Raw genomic sequence first — 16,605 nt, forward strand, 5'->3', positions numbered from 1 at the left:
TCAGGGCCGCCCGCCCCCCCATGGACGAGGGACCGGTCGGCGGAGGAGGGATGCGGCACCGTCCCGGTGCGCAAATCCGACTGTGCAGGCGGCGTCCCGACCGGTCAAGGAGGCCACGCCCATGAAGCTCTGTCAGTCCGTTCGGCCATGGAGTTCCGTCAGTCCGTTCGGTGCGAGTCGGCCTACCTCCCGGTTCGCCCGGAGCTCGCCATGGCGACGAGAGCAGCCGCCAGGCCGAGGCCGGCGAGGGCGCCGAACAGCTCCGGGTATCCGCCCAGTGGTACCGCGAGCAGGGCGGCCGCGAAGGGGGCAACGGCCGCGGCCGTCGTGGCGGGGGCGCTGAGAAGTCCGGAGAGCCGGCCGTAGTGCCGCGCGCCCCAGCGGTCGGTGATCGCGGTGGCCTGGAGGAGCGTGAGGTTGCCGCGGACCGTGCCGGCCGCGATCGACACCGCGATCACCAGGCCGTACGGACCCGGCGTGACCGCGAGAGCGGCGGTGGTCAGGGCGCCGAGTGCGAGGAGCGTCGTGGTGCGGACCGTCGTGCCGGTGCGGCGGGCGAGCGGGGCGTGGAGAGTGCGGCCCAGGGTCTGGCCCGCGCCGCCGAGGCCGAGGGCCCAGGCGGCCTGGGCCGTGGTGTAGCCGCGTTCGAGGAGGAGCGGGACGAGGGTGACGACGACGGCGTACATCGCGAAGGCCGAGATCGTGAACGCGACCGCGAGCAGGACGAACGGCCGGCTGCGGGCGACCGTGCCGGGGTCGGCGTCCGTGCCGTCCGGGGCAGGTGGTGTCGGCGGCCAGGGGGCCCTGAGCGCGAGAGCGTGGGCCGGGAGGGTGACGACGGCGAGGATCGCGGCCAGCACCAGGTAGGTCCCGCGCCAGGAAAGGTGGTCGGCCAGGACGGCGGTGAGCGGCGCGAAGACGGTGGAGGCGAGGCCGCCGGCGAGGGTGACGACCGTGAGGGCCCGGACGTGGTCGGGGGCCCACCAGCGGGTGAGGGCGGCGAAGGCGGGCTGGTAGAAGGTGGCGGCCATGGAGAGCCCCGCGAGGGTCCAACCGGCGAAGAAGACGGGCAGGTTCGGTGCCAGGGCCACGATGGCGAGGCCTGCGACGCCGGCCGCGGAACCTGCCGTCATGACCATGCGCGGGCCGCGCTGGTCGATGATGCGGCCCACGCGGATTCCGGCGATCCCGGAGACGACGAGCGCCAGTGAGAACGCCGCCGTCGTGGCGCCGGTGGACCAGCCGCTGTCGGCGGTGATCTGCGGGTTCAGGACCGGGAAGGCGTAGTGGACGATGCCCCAGCCGGTGATCTGGGTGACGCAGAGGGCGGGCAGGACGGCGCGGGGCCGCGACCGGTCCCCTGTTCCGGTCGCGGCCCCGCGGGTGTGGAGGTCGGCCATCGGGAGATCAGCAGCAACCGCCCGCGGCGACCGGTTCTGTCACCTCGTCGTCGGCGCCGGCGGCCGGGCCGGCGCAGCAGGTGCTGCCCTGTTGCCTGGTCAGGGTGTCGGCGTCGGCCTTGACCACGTACACCTCCCACGGTTCGCGGCCGGGGCCGTGGACCCACACCTTGTCCTGGAGGGCGTGGCAACAGGTGGTGTCGTTCTCCTCCGTCGTCGGCAGACCGGCCTCGCCCAGGCGGGCGGTGGCGGCGTGGACCGCCTCGGTGGTGTCGACCTCGACGCCGAGGTGGTCCAGACGGGTGTCCTCGTTCTCGGTGCCTTCGACGAGGACGAGCTTGAGCGGCGGTTCGGCGATGGCGAAGTTGGCGTACCCCTCACGGAGCTTGGCCGGTTCGCTGCCGAAGAGCTTGGTGTAGAAGGCGACGGATGCCGCCAGGTCGGGAACGCGCAGGGCGAGCTGTACGCGGGACATGGTGTCCTCCAGCTGTCGGTGGTCGGGCAGGGTCAGCGGGCGCCGGAGGCTGCCGGGGCTCCGAAGCCGATCTGGAGCGCGGTCGGGGTCGCGCAGCAGCCTCCGCCGTCGGTCGTGGTGTCGGCGGGCTGGTCGAAGAGGCCTGCGCCGCCGCAGACACCGGTCTCGGGGAGGACGAGTTCGACGCGCTCGGCGGACTCGCGGTCGCCGGCGATGGCGGCGACGACCGAGCGGACCTGCTCGTAGCCGGTGAGGGCCAGGAAGGACGGAGCGCGGCCGTAGGACTTCATGCCGACCAGGTACAAGCCCTCCTCCGGGTGCGACAGCTCCGTCACGCCGTGCGGGTAGACCGTTCCGCAGGAGTGCTGGTTCGGGTCGATGAGCGGCGCGAGCCCGACGGGGGCCTGGAGCCGCTCGTCGAGCCCCAGGCGCAGTTCGCCGAGGAAGGTCAGGTCGGGGCGGAACCCGGTCAGGACGATGACCTCGTCGACCGGGTCGAGCCGCCGGCCGTCCTCGGCGACCAGGACAAGGCGCTCACCCTCGCGCTCGATCGCGTCCGTGCGGAAGCCGGTGACGGCGTCCGCGTACCCCTCGTCGACCGCGGCCTTCGCCGCGAGGCCGAGGGCGCCACGGGCGGGGAGCTGGTCGGCGCCGCCCCCACCGTAGGTGGTGCCCGAGATGCCGCGCCGCAGGATCCAGGTCGCACGGGTGGCCTCGCCGCCCTGGGACTTCGCGAGGGCGGCGAGCGAGGCGAGCGCGGTGAAGGCGGAGGCTCCGGAGCCGATGACGGCGGTGCGCCTGCCCGCGTACCGGGCGCGCACGGCGGGGTCCTTGAGGTCGGGGACGCGGTAGGAGATCCGGTCGGCCGCCGCGCGCTCGCCGAGGGCCGGGAGGCCGTCCCCGCCGGCCGGGCCCGGGGCGGTCCACGTACCGGAGGCGTCGATCACGGCACGGGCGAGGACGCGCTCCTCGCGTCCGTCGCCGTACCGGACGTGCACGGTGAAGGGCTGCTGCTCGCGGTCGGCGTCGACGACGCGATCGCGACCGGTGCGGGAGACGCCGGTGACGCGGGCGTCGAGCCTGATCCTGTCGCCGAGGACGTCCGCGAGCGGCTGGAGGTAGGCGGCCGCCCAGTCACCGCCGGTCGGGTACGTGTCCGGGTCGGGCTTCACCCAGCCGGTCGGGGCCAGCAGCCTCTCGGCGACCGGGTCGGTGACCTCGCCCCAGGCGGAGAAGAGCCGCACGTGGGACCACTCCCGTACCGCGGCTCCCGCCCGGGTGCCGGCCTCCAGGACCAAGGGCTCCAGGCCCCGGTCGACGAGGTGCGCGGCCGCGGCCAGACCGGCGGGTCCGGCTCCGACGACCACGACGGGCAGCTGGTCGGTGGCGGTGACGTTCACGGCTCTTCCCCTTTGATTCGACGTTTGTCGATCTCTTGCGCCTTCAGCATGGCACTTGCTTCGACAGGCGTCAACATAGACAAGTATCGAATCCAAACCCTGGACTGGTTCGACATGTGTCAACATAGATACATGTCGAACGTGAAGTCGCTGCCGCTCGTGGAGCCCGAGATAGCGCCCTGCTGCCCGCCTCTCGACGAGCGGCCGCTGACCGCCGAAGAGGCCGAGCGGACCGCCGTCATGTTCAAGGCGCTGGGCGATCCGGTCCGGCTGCGGCTCTTCTCCTCCGTCGCCTCGCACGAGGGGGGCGAGGCCTGCGTCTGCGACATCTCCGACGTGGGCGTCTCACAGCCCACGGTCTCCCACCACCTGAAGAAGCTGAAGGAAGCCGGGCTGCTCTCCTCGGAACGACGCGGCACCTGGGTCTACTACCGCGTCGAGCCCACTGTCCTCGCGGCGATGGGAGCGCTTCTCACCCAGGCGGCTTCGGCCTGACGTCACGACGCGACGGCGCCGCCGCCCCCGCGTGTGGGGACGACGGCGCCGTCGCGTCGTGACGTCAGGAGACCTGGGCCTCCATGGAGATCTCTTCCTGGCCGGCCTTCTCCGTGTCGGCGAGAAACGCGCCCAGTGAGGCCAGGACGCCGGGCGCCGGGCGGTAGTACACCCAGGTGCCGCGCCGCTCGGAGGTGAGAAGGCCCGCTTCCCGGAGCTTCTTGAGATGGTGGCTGACCGTGGGCTGGGAGACGCCCACGTCGGCTATGTCGCAGACGCATGCCTCACCACTGGGGTGTGAGGCCACTCGGGACAGGAGGCGGAGCCGCACGGGGTCGGCCAGCGCCTTGAACATCGCCGCCATGGTCTCCGCGTCCCCTTCGGACAGCGCGGCCGTCACGAGGGGCGGGCAGCAGGCCGCAGCCCGCGGACCGGATATGTGGGGGGTCGACTCGGTCAAGGGGCCGGTCCTCACGCCGAGGCCGCGGGGCGGCCCATGACGGCGTCGGCAGCGCTGGGAAAGCAGGCCACGCAGGCGACGTTGATGGAGTAGAGCATGGACGTCCCCTGGCGCTCGCGCAGGACGAAGCGCACGTCGGCGAGCAGCTTCAGGTGGTGGGACACCGTCGACTGCCCGACGCCCATGCGGTCCACGATCTCTCCGACACTCATCGGCCCGGTCGCGAGCGCGAGGAGATTGAGGATCTGCACGCGGGTGGGATCGGAGAGGGCCTTGAACCAGGTTGCATAGGACTCGGCCGTGCTTCGGTCGATCAGCTGGGCATTCATCGTACCGCTCATGATCCATCGATGTTATTCGATGACCACCCGCGACGGCAAGGTTCGTCCCGCGTGGAGACGGTCCCCGCAGCGGCCCCATCGTCCCACCAGCCCCTCGCGCACACCCCGCGCCGACGGCGCGAGCGACGGTGCGGGCGCCACCCGGTCCAGATCACCACCGGTGCCACCTGGGCACACGTACGCGACGCTGGGCGCGCCCGACCCGGAGGCAAGGACGGGGACCTTCGGCGGGCCGACGGGGTCTGATCCCCATTGCCGGGCCTCTCTTTAATCGTCTATCATCGATATTCGATAAAGGGGATGCCGTTCGAGCCTCCCCCACGCGGCTCGCCACGTCCCCCGTACATCCCTTCACGGCGCCGCTCCCCTCATGTGTCACCGTCTCAGAGAGGTTCACCCGTGGACGAATTGCGGGCCCTTGGCCTGTTCATCCTGTTCGAGGTGCTGCACTATCTCCCGTGGTTCCTGGTCGCCATCGTCCTGGGGATCGCCGTACAGCGTCTGTCGATCGACGTGGTCGCGCGCCGCAGCTTCGCCCACGGGCGCAGGGGCGTCCTCGGCATCGCCGTCGTCACGGCCATCGGAGCGTTCAGCCCCTTCTGCTCCTTCACCGTGATCCCGCTGATCCGGCGCTTCCTGATAGCGGGCGTCCCGCTCTCGGCGGTCATGGCGTTCTGGATCGCCTCCCCCTCCATGGACCCGGAGATCTACGCGCTCTCCGCCGCCCAGCTCGGGCTCCCCATCGCCACCGCCCGCCTCATCGGCGCCCTGGTACTGAGCTTCGGCGCGGGTCTCATCGTCCTGGCGCTCGAACGGCGTGGGCGGTTCGCCGATCCGCTGCTCGACTCCACCGAGGAGAAGACGCCCGCGAAGACCTGCTCGCAGGAGACGGTGGCCGTTCCCGAGACGGCGTGCTCAACGGCCAGGGTGACCGTCCCGGAGACGGCGTGCTCCACCGCGAAGGTGACCGTTCCCGAGCCCGTGACCGTCGGTGGCGGCGCCGGTGACGGCGCCTCCGAGGGTGGCTGCGGAGGCTCCGCACAAGAGCCCGCGCCCGCGGCGGGAGGCTGCTCCACCGCGGCACGGAACGACACGGACGACGACGGCACTCCGTGGCGTGTGCTCGTCCGGCGTGACATCAAGAACCTCCGCGCGGGCGAGATCCTCAAGGAGATCGTCAGCGACTCGCTGATCCTGGGCAAGTGGCTGCTGCTCGCCATCGTCCTCGAAGCCCTGATCGTGCGCTACGTACCCACCGACGTCGTGTCGGGCATCCTGGGCACGGACGGCGTCCTCTCCGTCCTGGTCGCCGGGCTCATCAGCGTCCCGCTCTACCTCAACGGCGTCGGCGCCATCCCGGTCGTCGAGGGCCTCCTGGACCAGGGCATGGTGGCTGCCGCGGGCGTCACCTTCCTCCTCGGCGGTGCCATCACCACCATTCCGGCCATGGTGGCCGTCAAGAGCGTCGTCAAGGCGAAGGTCTTCGCGTTCTACCTCGCTGTGGGCCTCCTCGGTAGCGTGGGCATCGGCCTGGTCTCGCTGGCGATTCTCTGACCCGGAATCCCTCTCACCCCCCACCCACGCTCCTGTGGCGGCCGACGCCGCCACGGGAGCGTCGCCGTACCCGCCCGTGCGCATCCGCCGCGAGCGCACCCCGGAAAGGAGCCGAGCATGACCACTCCCCCACGCACCGCGATCGCTCTCGCCCCCATGACCGACGACCACGCGCCCGCCGTCATGGCGATCTACCAGCAGGGCATCGACGAGGGAAACGCCACGTTCGAGACGGTCGCGCCGCCGTGGAGCGCCTTCGACACCGCCAAGCTGCCGGCCCACCGGCTCGTGGCGCTCGACCGGCACCGGAAGGTCGTCGGCTGGACGGCGGTGTCCCGCGTCTCGGCCCGCCCCGCCTACGCGGGGGTCGTCGAGCATTCCGTGTACGTCTGTCCCACGGCGCGCGGAGCCGGTGTGGGACGCGCGCTTCTGGAGGCGTTGATCGTCTCCACGGAGAGGGCGGGGATCTGGACGATCCAGGCGGGCATCTTCCCCGAGAACGCGGCGAGCCTGGCGCTGCACGAGTCCGTGGGGTTCCGTGTGCTGGGCCGGCGGGAGCGGGTGGCCCGCCATCACGGCGTCTGGCGCGACGTCCTGCTCGTGGAACGCCGCAGCCCGGTCGTCGAATGACGGATGCCGGTCACCAGGGTGACCGGCATCGGCCCGCACGTCGCCGAGCGGCGCGGATCCCGCCCGCGCCGCTCGCCGTGTCAGGGGAGCTCGAACGGCAGGTCCATCCCCTCGAGCGCCGTCGCGCACGCGCATGCCCGCTCGCGGTCCAGGACGCCGACGGTCTTCAGGACCAGGCCCTTCAGGTGTTCCACGTTCGCCGCGAACACGCGGAACACCTCGTCCTGCGAGACGCCCTCTCCGTGCTCCACGCCGGCGTCGTAGTCGGTGACCAGGGCTATGGAGGTGTAGCAGAGGGCGAGTTCACGGGCGAGTACGGCTTCGGGGTGCCCGGTCATGTTGATCAGGGACCAGCCCGCCGAGGCGTACCATCGGGACTCGGCCCGGGTGGAGAACCGGGGCCCTTCGACGACGACCATCACTCCGCCGTCGTGGACGTCCGCGCCGGTCTCTCCCGCGGCCTTGAGCACGGCCGCGCGGCCCGACGCGCAGTACGGGTCGGCGAACGACACGTGGACGGCCCCGTGCTCGTAGTACGTCTGCACCCGGCCGGCGGTCCGGTCGACGAGCTGATCCGGGAGGACGACGCTTCCGGGGCCGAGGGAACCGCGCAGCGAGCCGACGGCGCAGGGGGCGAGGACCTGTCGTACGCCCAGCGAACGCAGGGCCCACATGTTGGCGCGGTAGTTGATGCGGTGCGCGGGGAGTTCATGGCGGCTGCCGTGCCGGGGCAGGAAGGCCACGCGGCGGTCGCCCACGGTGCCGACGGACACCGCGTCGGACGGGGCGCCGTAGGGGGTGGTGACCTCGACGCGCTCCACCGACTCCAGGAGTGCGTAGAAGCCGCTGCCGCCGATGACCGCGATGTCGGCCTGCGGCGGCGTGCCGGACGGATCACTCATCGCTCGGGCCCTCCTGGGTGTGCGTGTCCACCGGCGCCGTGGAACTGCCCGGGCCGGGTCGGGAAACGAGTGGGGTGAGGGAGGCGACGGCCTCGTGGCCGGGCACGGCCGCGCGTGCGTCGTCGGGGCGGCGGACGGCCACCGTCCGCCAGCCGGCCGCGGCCGCGGCGTCGAGTTCGGCGCCGACGTCGCTGACGAACAGCAGGTCGGCGGGCGCGTGGCCCAGCTCCGCCGCGATGGTGCGGTAGGAGTCGGCGTCCGCCTTGGGTCCGGCCGTCGTCAGGTCGAAGTAGCCGTCGAGCAGTGGGCGCAGGTCGCCGTGGGCGGTGTGGCCGAACCAGTCCCGCTGGGCGGCCACGGAGCCGGAGGAGTAGACGAAGCGGCCTGTGCCCTGTGTCCTCCAGTGCTCCAGTGCGGGCGGTACGTCCGGGTACACGTGACCCTGCAACTCGCCCGTCGCGTAGCCGCGGGACCAGATGAGTCCCTGCAGGGTCTTCAGCGGCGCCGCCTTCACGTCGGCGTCGGCCCACCGCTCCAGGAGCGCCAGAGCGCTCGCCTCGTCGTGGGCCGTCCCGGTGTGGGTGGTGACCGCGTCGAGGATCCGCTGCCAGGGTGCGGTGCCGCGGTGGGCGGCGAGCCAGGGAGCGAGCCGTTCACGCGCGTAGGGGAAGAGGACGTCACGGACGTGGCTGAGGGAACCGGTGGTTCCCTCGATGTCGAGGACGACGGCCCGCGGTGCGCTCTCGGCGATTCGGGCCTGTCGGCTGTCCGGCATCAGCCTTCCCGCAGGAGCGCGTCGAGGCGGGGGAAGTCCGCGGCGATGGGCTGCTGGGTGAAGTCGCCCACCCAGCCGTCCTCCTTCTCGAAGAACCGGATGGCGCAGAAGTCCGGTACGGGTCCCATGTCGAACCAGTGCCGGGTGCCGGCCGGGACCGACAGCAGGTCGCCGGCCTCGCACACCACGGCGTACACGCGGTCGTCGAGGTGGAGGTAGAAGCAGCCGGTGCCGTGGGCGAAGAACCGGACCTCGTCCTCGGCGTGCCGGTGTTCGTCGAGGAACGTCGACCGTGCCGTGGCCGCGCGCTCCCGCCATTCCGCGCCCTCCTCGGGATGGAGGCGGGCGACGTCGACGAGCTTCAGTCCCTGGCGGGCGCAGAGCTCGTCGATCTCGCGGCGGTAGGCGTCGAGCAGCTCGTCGGACGACAGCCGCGGGGTCACCCGGGTGCGCAGCGGCCAGCGGGTGAAGGAGACCGACCGTTCGCGCAGGGCCTGCGCGATGGCCTCCTCGTCGCGGGTGCGGAGCAGGACGGTGTCCGGTGCGTCGTCCGGCATGATCTGCAGCAGTGTCATGGCGCGGTCCTGTGGTCGGGTGCCTGCGCGGCACGGGAGACATGCAGCTCGGCGTGGGAGAGCACGAGCAGCCGGCAGAGCGCCTCGAGGCATTCGAGCCGGTTCTTGGCCTGGCCCAGGGAGTCGCCCCAGACGGTGATGCCGTGATCGGCCAGGAGCAGCCCGGGCGGGCCTTCACGGTCGGCCGCGAGGTGGGCGGCGATGTCGTCGGCGATCCGGTCGACCTGGGGCCAGTTGGGGAACACCGGCAGGTTCGTGGAGGTCGGGTCCTTCAGCCCCAGGCCCTTGAGCAGCTCGAAGCGGTCCACCCGTACCGAGGAGACGGCGTCCGGGGCAGCGGCGCGGTGGGCGACGACGGTGGCGTACGGCGAGTGGACATGGATGACGGCGCGGGCTCCGGTGACGCGGTAGACCGCCGCGTGGACGGAGGTCTCCGCCGAGGGGCGGTCCTGGCCGGGAAGGGAGGTCCGGCCGGTGGAGGCGTCGACCTCCACCACGTCCCGGGCGGTCAGTTCGCCCTTGTCCCGGCCGCTCGCCGTGATCAGTGCCCGGGCGGGATCGTCGGGCAGTCGCAGGGAGATGTTGCCGGATGTGCCCGGCATCCAGCCGCGCTCGTACAGGGTGCGGGAGATGTCGGCCAGCTGCTGGGCGGTCTGCTTGCCGGCGGCGGTGGACGGCGCGTAGCTCATGCGCTCACCTCGGATGCGTGGTGGACCCCGTGCTCGGAGACGATGGCGGTGATCAGGGAGGCCGGGGTGACGTCGAAGGCGGGGTTGTACGCGCGCGTACCGGGCGGCGTGGTGCGGACCCCGCCGTAGCAGGTCACCTCGTCGGCGGTGCGTTCCTCGATGACGATGTCCCGACCGTCGGCGAGGGACCTGTCCCACGACGACTCGGGGGCGACGACGATGAACGGGATGCCGTGGTGGGCGGCGGCGATCGCCAGTGCGTAGGTGCCGATCTTGTTGGCGACGTCCCCGCGCGCGGTGATGCGGTCGGCTCCGACCAGGACGCAGTCGACGAGCCCCTGGCTCATGGCCGCGGCGGCCGCGCTGTCGACGCACACGCGGTGCGGCACCCCGGCCTCGGCCAGTTCCCAGGCCGTCAGCCGGGCGCCTTGCAGGAGCGGCCGGGTCTCGTCGACGAGGACCTCGGTGACCTTTCCGGCGTCGGCGAGGGCCAGGATCGTGCCGAGGGCGGTGCCCACGGCGGCGGTCGCGAGCCGGCCGGTGTTGCAGTGGGTCAGGAGGCGCAGGGGCCGCTGCGGGCAGCGGTCCAGCACGGCCCGGACGGCGTGCGCGACCATCTCGCGGTTGACCGCCCGGTCCTCGTCGACCATGGCGAGGGCTTCGGCCAGGACGGCGTCCGGGCCGTCGGCGAGCCTCCCGAGAGCCCGGTCGACGGCCCAGGCCAGGTTGACGGCCGTCGGACGGGCGGCCGCGAGCCGCCGCGCGTCGGCGCGCACGGCCTCCTGCCCGGCGCCGGTGATGTCCGGCGAGCAGTGGGCGTACGCGGAGAGCACGACGCCCAGGGCGCCCGCGAGCCCGATGGAGGGGGCGCCTCGTACCGCGAGAGTCCTGATGGCGGTGATGACGTCGTCCACGGTGTCCAGGCGCAGGAGCCGCCGCTCGTGGGGCAGCGCGCGCTGGTCGAGGGTGACGATCGCGTGGTCGTCCCAGCGCAGTGACGGCTGGTCGGGGGGCTTGCTCACGGGCGGCGGCTCCTTGGGGGCCTCGAAAGAGAAACCTCAGTCGGTCAGGGGGCGCGACCGCAGTTCGACCAGGGTGGGCGCGGCCTCCACGTCGGCGGTCACCTGCTCGTGGTCCTCGCCGACGGCGATGACGTAGCCGTACCGGTTCATGTACGCGCGGGGCGGGAGTGCCAGCCGGGTTCCGGGGCCGGCCGTCGCGACCGCGCTGTGCACGGTGGGCCCGAAGAGGTCGGTGCGCACGGTCACTTCGACGGCCTCGCAGTCGCTCTCCGGGTAGAGGAACCTGATGGCGGCGGTCTTCCGTGCGGTGGGCGCGGTGTCGGGGGTGAGCCCGGCCGCCACGTGTGCGGCGGCGACGGCGGGATCGGTGCCGGTGGCGAGCGTCCCGATGAGGGGGATGAAGTCGCCGCCGAGGCGCGCGTTGATCTCGACGAGACGGGGTCCCTTCGGGGTGAGCTTGAACTCGGTGTGGGTGGCGCCGTGTTCAAAGCCGAGTGCCTTGTGGATGCGGTGCAGCTGGTCCAGGAGCTCGGGGTCGGCGAGGAGGGGGTCGGAGGCGTCGACGGTGTGGCCGGTCTCCTCGAAGTACGGGTCCATGCCGACCTGCTTGCGCGCCACGATCATCGGGGTGCACACGCCGTCGACGACGACCGCGTCGATGCTGATCTCGGGGCCGGTGAGGTACTCCTCGACGAGGACGTCGGCCTCGTAGCGGGGCACTCCGGGCCAGTTGGCGGAGCTGGCCGCCTGGAAGGCCGCTTCGACGGCGTCGCCGTGGTCGGCCCGGACGACACCGAGGCTGCCGGCGAGGCCTCGTGCCTTGACCACCACGGGGTATCCGGTCGCGTCGGCCGCGCTGCGGGCCTCGGCGGCCGTGGAGACCGGGGTGCAGGCCGGCTGGGGCACGTCGGCGGCCGTCAGCCGCTCCCGGGTGGTCGCCTTGTCGCGGCAGGCGAGCACCGCGTCGGGCGCGCTTCCGGGCAGGCCGAGGGCTTCGGCGAGACGCGCGGCGGCGTGGACCAGGGATTCGTCGTAGGTGAAGACGCCCGCGACGGGCAGCTGCCGCATGATCTTCCTTACCTCGGCGAGGAGTTCGTCGAGGTTCTTGGTGTCGAGGAGCGAGGTCCCCTCCACGTACGACAGCTGCCAGCTCGGCTCGTGGGCGTCGAGGAGCCACAGCCGGAAGTGGCGGGAGACGGCCGCCACGATGTACTCCCGGTAGCGGCGGTCACCACTGCCCATGAGGAGCAGGACCGGTGCCTCGGTGGTGGACGAGTGCGGGTGGGGCGTGGCGGCCATGGTGGGAAACCTTCGTGTCGACGTGTGGTCGGGGCCGGGCCGGCCGACGGAGCGGGGCGGAGCCCAGGTCGGCAACAACGCTGTCGACCAACGGCCGGAGCCTGCCAGCCTTGAGCGATGTATGTCAATAGATCGATGAATGGCCGGGAGGCGGCCCTTGCGGGTCGTTGTCAGGACAGGGGTGCTGCCGCGACTGAAGGGCAGGCGGTGGAGATCGATCGGCAATCATCGATGCTCAGGGGCGGCAGAAAGGCCCGCTCCCGCGAGACCACCGGGGCACCCGCCGAGGAGTTCGGCGGGGATTCGGCGCGGTGAGCGCCGCCGCCGTCAGAGCGACGCGCGGTCGGCTCCGAGCGGGAAGGCCCGCTCCCTGAGCTCCCTGAGGGCGTCCCAGCGGATGGAGAACCAGGCCCAGGTCCCTCGCTGTTCGCGGCGCAGCAGCCCGGCCGTGGTGAGGATCTTCAAGTGGCGGCTCACCGTGGGCTGGGCCAGGTCGAGCGACTCGGTCAGGTCACAGACGCAGAGCTCTCCGGCCGGCGACTGGTCGATGAGGTGGACGATCTGGAGGCGGGTCTGGTCGGCCATCGCCTTCAACTGGGCGGTCAGCGTCTCGACTTCGTCGCGGTCGATCAGCAGCCCCGGGGAGCACGGAACGCAGCGCTCCGCGCTCAGGTCCTCGATCGGTATGCCCGCCAACGGAATTGCCATCCCGACACCATACGAGCCCGCAAGAACGCACACCCCATCCGAGGATCGATATCCGCCAGGCGTTCACCATCCGTTCACCCCCGCAGCCTCGCCGCGACGGTGCGGGCGGCTTCGCGAGCCGGACGCCCGACGCCGATCGGGGTGACACGGGCCGGCAGGAGCCGGCCCCCTGCCGGTGCGGCACGGCAGCGGTCGAGGGGACCTTCAGCCGGCTCCCGGCTCACGGCTCACGGCTCACGGCTCACGGCTCACGGCTCACGGCTCACGGCAGGAGTGGACCGGGGCACCGAGCAGGATGTCGGCGGCGCTGGGGAACTCGGTGACGCAGCGGGGGTTGACGGCGTACCTGATGCTGGCACCGGCACGGCGCCTGGTCAGGAAGCGGGCGGTGTGGAGGAGCTTCAGGTGGTGCGAGACGGTCGACTGGTTGAGCCGAAGATGGGCGACGATCTCACCCACCGGCACGGGCTCCGGCCGCCCGCTCAGGAACCGCATGATGCGGATGCGCGTGGGGTCGGCCAGGGCTCGGAACCAGCGGGCGTACTCCTCGACGGTCTCCCGGTCGAGTGACGTTTCGGACATGGGAATCCTTGACGGACCACGAGGGTCACCTCCGCCGGGCCGGAGCATCGGCTCCGGCCACGGCCGGGTGTGACGGCGTCGTCAGCAGCAGGTGCCGCCGGGCGCGCACTCCTGCGCGGCGGCGTCGCCTTCGACGGGCTTGTGGGCGCGGATGATCGCGGCGTGGAGGCCGTCGGCGGCCTCCTGGGTGAAGACCACCTCCGCGTCCTTCAGGCCCACCGCGTCGAGGAGTTCCTTGTACTCGGCGACCGAGAGGGCTCCGGCGATGCACTGGCTGTGTCCGCCGCGTTCCGCCCGCTCCTCGGGGCTCAGCCGGTCCTCGGCGACGACGTCGCTGATGCCGAGGCGGCCCCCGGGGGTGAGGACGCGGGCCATCTCGGCGAAGACGGCGGGCTTGTTCAGCGACAGGTTGATCACACAGTTGGAGATGATCACGTCGACGGTGTCGGCGGGCAGTGGGATGGACTCGATCGTGCCCTTGAGCAGGACGACGTTGTCGATCTCGGCGTCGGCCACGTTGCGGGCGGCGAGGGCGAGCATCTCCTCCAGGAAGTCCAGGCCGAAGACGCGGCCGTCGGGGCCGACGCGCCGGGCGCTGAGGATGACGTCCAGGCCGCCGCCGGAGCCGAGGTCCAGGACCGTCTCACCCTCGCGCAGTTCGGCGACGGCGCTCGGGTTGCCGCAGCCGAGGCTGGCGAGGAGGGCGGCGTCCGGGGCGCTGCCGGGGCCGATCTCGTCGTACGCGGCGGGGCCGAAGGTCTGCGGGTCGGGCGAGCAGCAGGCGCCGCTCGTCTCGGCTTCGGCGGCCTTGGCCCGGTAGTACTCCCGGACCTCTTCCTGCAGGCTGCCGGCGGTGGTGGTGTCGCTCATGGCGGATGGTCCTTCTCGGTCAGGCGCCGGCGGGGGCGAGGCGGTGCACGGGGCGCGGGTAGGAGGGCTTGAACGACACCGGGGTGGTCGCGGACGAGGTGACGGCGGTCGCCAGATCGGCGGCCTCGACGGCCTCGGTCACGGCCGCGTCCAGGGCGTCGGGCTCGCAGGCGACCCGGGCGTTGACGACGGCCCGGCCGGCCGGCGCGTGCGCGGCGGCGGCGCGGTCGAGGGTGGGCTGCGCGCCGGACTCGGTGAGGCTGAGCTTGGCGAAGTCGCCGTCGGCCGTCTCCACGGTGATCTTGGCGTGGCCGATCACGGCGTCGTGCTCCGCGGCCCAGGCGGACAGCTCCTGGAGGACGGTGCGGGCCCACGCGGTCGTGTCGAAACCGTCCCCGGCGGCGGTGAGGTCGAGCTCCTGGTTCATCCAGGCGAGCTGGGCCTCGGCGGCCGCGTAGCGGTCGTAGTCGATGTCGAGGACGACGTCCTCGTTCGTCGCCGGCGCCCGCCACGCGTCGAGCAGCGTCTCCAGGTGGGCGCCCGTGGTGGCCGAGTAGCCGACGACGGTCGCCTTCGGGTTGCTCGTGCGGAGCGAGGCGAGCAGTTCCTCGGCCCGGTCCGCCTTGATGGTGTCCAGCTTGTTCACGGCGATGACGTCGGCCTCGGTGACCTGCTGGCGGAAGAGGTACGACAGGTCCGACTCCGGCTCGCCCCGCTCGGCGGCGCGGGCGAAGGCGAGGTGCCGCAGCGGGTCGACGACGGTGGTCAGCGGGGCGACGACCATGTCGTCGCCGTAGTACTGGCGCAGCGGTCGTACGACGGTGGCCTGGAGGTCCGTGCAGCTGCCGACGGCCTCGGCGATCACGGTGTCGACGCTGTCGGAGGCGACGAGCGCGACGATGGCCTCGACGAGGTCCTCGAACTTGCAGCAGAAGCAGCCGCCGGTGACCTCGGCGACGCTGTCGAGCTTGCTGCGTACGAGCTTGGTGTCGACCAGTTCGACGCCCTGGTCGTTGGTGATGACGGCGACCTTGCGGCCCTGCTCCTGGAGTGCGAGCGCGGCGGCGGTCATGGTCGTGGTCTTGCCCGCTCCGAGGAATCCGGTCAGGGGGATGAAGGTGATCATGTGGTCCTTCTCGTCCTTGTCGTGGAGTCGGTCGGGGTCAGCCGCAGCAGCTGTCGCCGGTACCGCCCAGGAGGGGCAGGTTCGCGGGTTGGGCCGGGGCGGGGGACGCGGCGCCGAACGCGACGCGCCTGCTGTTGCCGAAGGCGTCGAGCCAGGCGCGGGCCTGCGGTCGCAGCGCCTGGTCGGCCAGCAGCATCGAGGTGGTCACCTCGCGCGGGGTGCAGCCGCGCAGGGCCTTCGCCTGGTGGGCTCCGGCGCCGAACTCGACGGTGCGCAGGCCCTCGGCGTAGGCGTCCCGGACGGGCGCGTCGAGCACGAGGGCGAAGTAGATCCCGCTGCGCTCGCCGATCGCGGCGTAGTCGAAGCCGGCCCACTTCGGGAAGAGGCGGTGGTTCTTGCGGATGGTGACGCAGGTGGCGACCAGCGCGCCGTCCTTGCGGCCGAGGTAGGCGCGGACGTCCGCGCCCTCGTCGATGAGGGCGGAGAGGATGCCGACGATGTGCCCGGGCTCCTCGCCGGCGCCGTTCTTCTCCCGGTTGAGGCAGGTGAGTTCGGCGATGCGGGCGACGTAGGGCCGGATGTCGGTGCCGTCGACGCGCTCGATCGTCACGCCGGCGGCCTCGGCGCGACGCACGTCGCCCTTGATGCGCTGGCGCTTCTTCAGCGGCAGTGCGGCGAGGTGTCCGTCCCAGTTCGGCGCGTCGAGGCTCATGAAGTCCTCGTAACCCCAGAAGGTGCTGGACGCGCCGGCGGAGTCGAGTGCGTCGACGAGGGCGTCGTTGCCGCGCCGGCTGGGGATCCAGGGGGCGACGATGCAGCGGATGCCTGCCTCGAACGCGGCGGGCACGAGCTTGTCGACGATGGCCCCCATCAGGGTGGGGGTCCAGAAGTTGTAGGCGACCTCGGTGCGGTAGCCCAGCGGGGAGCCGAGCAGGAGGGTCGGGAAGAAGGGCTCGGTTCCCAGGGCGTCGACCTCGGCACTGCGCGCGGCGTCGGTCTCGGCACCGCAGCACACCTCCTCACCGGAGGGGGCCTGCCATCCGAGGTAGGTGCGCGGCTCGTGGTCGACGACCGGCGGGGTGGTGAGGATGTAGCCGGGGAGGAGGGCCAGCTCACCGCGGGCGCGGTGGGCGAGGGTGTGCCAGGGCTGGATGTCGGGGAGCACCTTCTCCGTGGCCCGCAGCCAGGTGGGGCCGAGGTACGGCCACGAGTCGGTGAGGCCGGCGAGTTCGCCGGTCCAGTCCATGTCCGGGAGGGCCTGGCCGGTGGAGATGACGACGCGGGGTGATCCACCCATGTCAG

At 72.2% G+C, this 16,605-nt stretch carries 19 protein-coding genes; 3 read left to right on the top strand and 16 right to left on the bottom strand.

Annotated elements, in window-relative coordinates:
* Positions 1-182 precede the first annotated feature (182 nt).
* The 3 genes from AMK29_RS22210 to AMK29_RS22220 are packed head-to-tail and all read right to left on the bottom strand — an operon-like array spanning position 183 to position 3,275.
* The gene (locus tag AMK29_RS22210; RefSeq protein ID WP_073815607.1) at positions 183-1,400 is read right to left on the bottom strand and encodes an MFS transporter; all 1,218 of its coding nucleotides are present in this window, start codon (positions 1,398-1,400) and stop codon (positions 183-185) included.
* A 7-nt stretch (positions 1,401-1,407) separates the two neighbouring features.
* Positions 1,408-1,875, bottom strand: a complete 468-nt coding sequence (locus tag AMK29_RS22215) for an ArsI/CadI family heavy metal resistance metalloenzyme (protein ID WP_073815609.1) — start codon at positions 1,873-1,875, stop codon at positions 1,408-1,410.
* Between the two features lie 32 nt (positions 1,876-1,907).
* Positions 1,908-3,275 carry an NAD(P)-binding domain-containing protein gene (locus AMK29_RS22220; RefSeq protein WP_073815612.1) on the bottom strand — a complete coding sequence of 456 codons (1,368 nt, stop codon included), beginning with the start codon at positions 3,273-3,275 and terminating at the stop codon, positions 1,908-1,910.
* 132 nt (positions 3,276-3,407) lie between these two features.
* On the opposite strand from AMK29_RS22220, the gene AMK29_RS22225 reads away from it, so the two are divergent.
* A complete protein-coding gene (locus AMK29_RS22225; RefSeq protein WP_073815614.1) occupies positions 3,408-3,770 on the top strand; it encodes an ArsR/SmtB family transcription factor in 363 nt (120 codons plus the stop codon).
* A gap of 64 nt (positions 3,771-3,834) precedes the next feature.
* Here AMK29_RS22225 and AMK29_RS22230 read toward each other — a convergent pair whose 3' ends face one another.
* Positions 3,835-4,230, bottom strand: coding sequence for an ArsR/SmtB family transcription factor (locus AMK29_RS22230; protein WP_073815617.1), 396 nt, complete (start codon positions 4,228-4,230; stop codon positions 3,835-3,837).
* 11 nt (positions 4,231-4,241) lie between these two features.
* On the bottom strand, positions 4,242-4,571 hold the full coding sequence (locus tag AMK29_RS22235) for an ArsR/SmtB family transcription factor (protein WP_229902042.1): 330 nt from the start codon (positions 4,569-4,571) through the stop codon (positions 4,242-4,244).
* Positions 4,572-4,970: 399 nt separating this feature from the next.
* Here AMK29_RS22235 and AMK29_RS22240 point away from each other — a divergent pair, with 399 nt between their 5' ends.
* Both AMK29_RS22240 and AMK29_RS22245 read left to right on the top strand, forming a co-directional pair.
* The gene (locus AMK29_RS22240) at positions 4,971-6,125 is read left to right on the top strand and encodes a permease (RefSeq protein WP_073815620.1); all 1,155 of its coding nucleotides are present in this window, start codon (positions 4,971-4,973) and stop codon (positions 6,123-6,125) included.
* A 117-nt stretch (positions 6,126-6,242) separates the two neighbouring features.
* Positions 6,243-6,755, top strand: coding sequence for a GNAT family N-acetyltransferase (locus AMK29_RS22245; protein ID WP_073815622.1), 513 nt, complete (start codon positions 6,243-6,245; stop codon positions 6,753-6,755).
* 80 nt (positions 6,756-6,835) lie between these two features.
* Here AMK29_RS22245 and AMK29_RS22250 read toward each other — a convergent pair whose 3' ends face one another.
* From AMK29_RS22250 to AMK29_RS22300, 11 genes are all read right to left on the bottom strand, one after another.
* Positions 6,836-7,657 carry an S-methyl-5'-thioadenosine phosphorylase gene (locus AMK29_RS22250; protein WP_073815625.1) on the bottom strand — a complete coding sequence of 274 codons (822 nt, stop codon included), beginning with the start codon at positions 7,655-7,657 and terminating at the stop codon, positions 6,836-6,838.
* A complete protein-coding gene (gene mtnC / locus AMK29_RS22255) occupies positions 7,650-8,432 on the bottom strand; it encodes an acireductone synthase (RefSeq protein ID WP_073815627.1) in 783 nt (260 codons plus the stop codon). The genes AMK29_RS22250 and mtnC overlap by 8 nt, the downstream gene beginning before the upstream one ends.
* Positions 8,432-9,007: a 1,2-dihydroxy-3-keto-5-methylthiopentene dioxygenase gene (locus AMK29_RS22260; RefSeq protein WP_073815630.1), complete on the bottom strand. Its 576-nt coding sequence runs from the start codon at positions 9,005-9,007 to the stop codon at positions 8,432-8,434. Before AMK29_RS22260 ends, mtnC begins: the two co-directional genes overlap by 1 nt.
* Positions 9,004-9,696 carry a methylthioribulose 1-phosphate dehydratase gene (gene mtnB, locus AMK29_RS37365; protein WP_073815632.1) on the bottom strand — a complete coding sequence of 231 codons (693 nt, stop codon included), beginning with the start codon at positions 9,694-9,696 and terminating at the stop codon, positions 9,004-9,006. The genes AMK29_RS22260 and mtnB overlap by 4 nt, the downstream gene beginning before the upstream one ends.
* Complete coding sequence (gene mtnA, locus AMK29_RS37370; RefSeq protein WP_073815635.1) at positions 9,693-10,718, bottom strand: S-methyl-5-thioribose-1-phosphate isomerase; 1,026 nt, start codon at positions 10,716-10,718, stop codon at positions 9,693-9,695. Before mtnA ends, mtnB begins: the two co-directional genes overlap by 4 nt.
* Before the next feature lie 36 nt (positions 10,719-10,754).
* Positions 10,755-12,017: an ATP-grasp domain-containing protein gene (locus AMK29_RS22275; protein ID WP_073815637.1), complete on the bottom strand. Its 1,263-nt coding sequence runs from the start codon at positions 12,015-12,017 to the stop codon at positions 10,755-10,757.
* 327 nt (positions 12,018-12,344) lie between these two features.
* Positions 12,345-12,725, bottom strand: coding sequence for an ArsR/SmtB family transcription factor (locus AMK29_RS22280; protein ID WP_079197043.1), 381 nt, complete (start codon positions 12,723-12,725; stop codon positions 12,345-12,347).
* Between the two features lie 255 nt (positions 12,726-12,980).
* Positions 12,981-13,307 (bottom strand): ArsR/SmtB family transcription factor, encoded by a 327-nt coding sequence (locus AMK29_RS22285; protein ID WP_073815640.1) that lies wholly within the window; start codon positions 13,305-13,307, stop codon positions 12,981-12,983.
* 81 nt (positions 13,308-13,388) lie between these two features.
* Positions 13,389-14,177 (bottom strand): methyltransferase domain-containing protein, encoded by a 789-nt coding sequence (locus tag AMK29_RS22290; RefSeq protein ID WP_073815642.1) that lies wholly within the window; start codon positions 14,175-14,177, stop codon positions 13,389-13,391.
* Positions 14,178-14,196: 19 nt separating this feature from the next.
* Positions 14,197-15,303: a GTP-binding protein gene (locus AMK29_RS22295; protein ID WP_073815644.1), complete on the bottom strand. Its 1,107-nt coding sequence runs from the start codon at positions 15,301-15,303 to the stop codon at positions 14,197-14,199.
* 37 nt (positions 15,304-15,340) lie between these two features.
* Entirely contained in the window at positions 15,341-16,600 is a 1,260-nt protein-coding gene (locus AMK29_RS22300) for a GNAT family N-acetyltransferase (protein WP_073815646.1), read from the bottom strand.
* Between the last annotated feature and the right edge of the window lie 5 nt (positions 16,601-16,605).

The sequence above is a fragment of the Streptomyces sp. CB02261 genome, from assembly GCF_001905665.1.
Lineage (GTDB): Bacteria > Actinomycetota > Actinomycetes > Streptomycetales > Streptomycetaceae > Streptomyces.

Coding starts and splice junctions, on each gene's coding strand:
- AMK29_RS22210 (WP_073815607.1), bottom strand. CDS start 1,400: ATGGCCGACCTCCACACCCGCGGGGCCGCGACCGGAACAGGGGACCGG.
- AMK29_RS22215 (WP_073815609.1), bottom strand. CDS start 1,875: ATGTCCCGCGTACAGCTCGCCCTGCGCGTTCCCGACCTGGCGGCATCC.
- AMK29_RS22225 (WP_073815614.1), top strand. CDS start 3,408: ATGTCGAACGTGAAGTCGCTGCCGCTCGTGGAGCCCGAGATAGCGCCC.
- AMK29_RS22235 (WP_229902042.1), bottom strand. CDS start 4,571: ATGAGCGGTACGATGAATGCCCAGCTGATCGACCGAAGCACGGCCGAG.
- AMK29_RS22245 (WP_073815622.1), top strand. CDS start 6,243: ATGACCACTCCCCCACGCACCGCGATCGCTCTCGCCCCCATGACCGAC.
- AMK29_RS22250 (WP_073815625.1), bottom strand. CDS start 7,657: ATGAGTGATCCGTCCGGCACGCCGCCGCAGGCCGACATCGCGGTCATC.
- mtnC (WP_073815627.1), bottom strand. CDS start 8,432: ATGCCGGACAGCCGACAGGCCCGAATCGCCGAGAGCGCACCGCGGGCC.
- AMK29_RS22260 (WP_073815630.1), bottom strand. CDS start 9,007: ATGACACTGCTGCAGATCATGCCGGACGACGCACCGGACACCGTCCTG.
- mtnB (WP_073815632.1), bottom strand. CDS start 9,696: ATGAGCTACGCGCCGTCCACCGCCGCCGGCAAGCAGACCGCCCAGCAG.
- AMK29_RS22275 (WP_073815637.1), bottom strand. CDS start 12,017: ATGGCCGCCACGCCCCACCCGCACTCGTCCACCACCGAGGCACCGGTC.
- AMK29_RS22280 (WP_079197043.1), bottom strand. CDS start 12,725: ATGGCAATTCCGTTGGCGGGCATACCGATCGAGGACCTGAGCGCGGAG.
- AMK29_RS22285 (WP_073815640.1), bottom strand. CDS start 13,307: ATGTCCGAAACGTCACTCGACCGGGAGACCGTCGAGGAGTACGCCCGC.
- AMK29_RS22290 (WP_073815642.1), bottom strand. CDS start 14,177: ATGAGCGACACCACCACCGCCGGCAGCCTGCAGGAAGAGGTCCGGGAG.
- AMK29_RS22295 (WP_073815644.1), bottom strand. CDS start 15,303: ATGATCACCTTCATCCCCCTGACCGGATTCCTCGGAGCGGGCAAGACC.
- AMK29_RS22300 (WP_073815646.1), bottom strand. CDS start 16,600: ATGGGTGGATCACCCCGCGTCGTCATCTCCACCGGCCAGGCCCTCCCG.